Annotated in this window: 3 protein-coding genes; 1 reads left to right on the top strand and 2 read right to left on the bottom strand. The window is 62.8% G+C overall.

Going from position 1 to position 1,148, the window contains the following annotated elements; all coding sequences use genetic code 11:
* A partial coding sequence (locus A9310_RS25415; protein ID WP_139104732.1) for a helix-turn-helix domain-containing protein occupies positions 1–252 on the bottom strand: 252 nt, incomplete at its 3' end.
* Between the two features lie 135 nt (positions 253–387).
* Here A9310_RS25415 and A9310_RS23305 point away from each other — a divergent pair.
* Positions 388–651 carry a helicase associated domain-containing protein gene (locus A9310_RS23305; RefSeq protein WP_065632619.1) on the top strand — a complete coding sequence of 88 codons (264 nt, stop codon included), beginning with the start codon at positions 388–390 and terminating at the stop codon, positions 649–651.
* Positions 652–784: 133 nt separating this feature from the next.
* Here the strand turns inward: A9310_RS23305 and A9310_RS23300 are convergent.
* A partial coding sequence (locus tag A9310_RS23300; protein WP_254661324.1) for an integrase core domain-containing protein occupies positions 785–1,148 on the bottom strand: 364 nt, incomplete at its 5' end.

Here is a 1,148-nt window from a genome sequence, read left to right as displayed (position 1 = left end):
CCGGGGTTCGTCGAGCAACCCCTCGCAGCGGTGCTCGACGAACCGGCCTCGCCAGCGCCGCACGGTACTGCGATTGAGGCCGAGTCGTTGTGCCACTTCAGTATTCGAACCGCCATCAGCGGCGGCGAGAACGATTCGTGAGCGCATCGCCAAACCCGAGGCCGTCGTTCGCCGACGCGCCCACCCTTCGAGCTCACGGCGCTCGTCATCAGTCAGAACAATATCCACTGCTCGCGGACCCCGGGTTGCCATTCCCTAGCCTAACAACCGAACGGAAATTAATGACTCAGGACACTAGGTGGGGTTCGCCGCGCTACATTCCAGTGATGACCGCACTTGAGCGCGGTCTTCCCGTTACGGCAACGTCGAACACACTCGTGAGCTGTCGTGGCTGAATCTATTGGCGATGGGCGGTTCGAGGCCGGGCTCGAGCACCTGCACCGCTACGTCGCGGTGTACGGCACCAGCAACGCCCGCCGGCGCGATGTCATTGACGGATTCGCGATCGGCACCTGGGTGCAGAGCCGCAGCGCTGACTACCRCAAGGGCCGGTTGTCGGCCGAGCGGATCGAACGGCTCGAGACCGAGTTCCCGGACTGGCGGTGGACCATCCGGACTAATCAGGGATGCGTCAATGCATCGCGACCGTAAGATGGCGAGCAGCCACCGCTCACGGAAGCGGAGCTTGAGAAACTGTTCCTCGCACTGGCCTAAACAGTCGGCCAACCTAGTACTACCGCGAGTCGTAGCGACTTGAATCGCCCCGGGTTTGCTGGAGGCTCGGTTAGTTGGTTCCAGCGTTTGCGGGGACCGGGTTCTCACGGTAGCTGGTGACGGTTTGGGTCGACCAGTAGGCGCTCTCGTACTCGACGGGTGGGACGTGTCCGATCTCGCCGTGCAGGCGGCGGTGGTTGAACCATTCGACGTACTCAGCGACGGCGATCTCGACCTCGCCCACACCTGCCCAGCCGCCTCGCGGGCGCATCACGGGGTTACGGATGCATTCGGCTTTGAACAGCGAGTTGAACGCCTCAGCCATCGCGTTGTCGTATGAATCCCCTTTGGAGCCAACAGATGTCACCGCTTCGGCTTCGGCCAGTCGTTCGGTGTAGCGGATGGCTCGGTATTGCACTCCGCGGTCGGAGTGG

This window comes from Gordonia sp. UCD-TK1 (genome assembly GCF_001691435.1).
GTDB lineage: Bacteria > Actinomycetota > Actinomycetes > Mycobacteriales > Mycobacteriaceae > Gordonia > Gordonia hongkongensis.
Note: the sequence above shows the minus strand (reverse complement) of the source record. Positions and strands in the feature narration are given on the sequence as shown.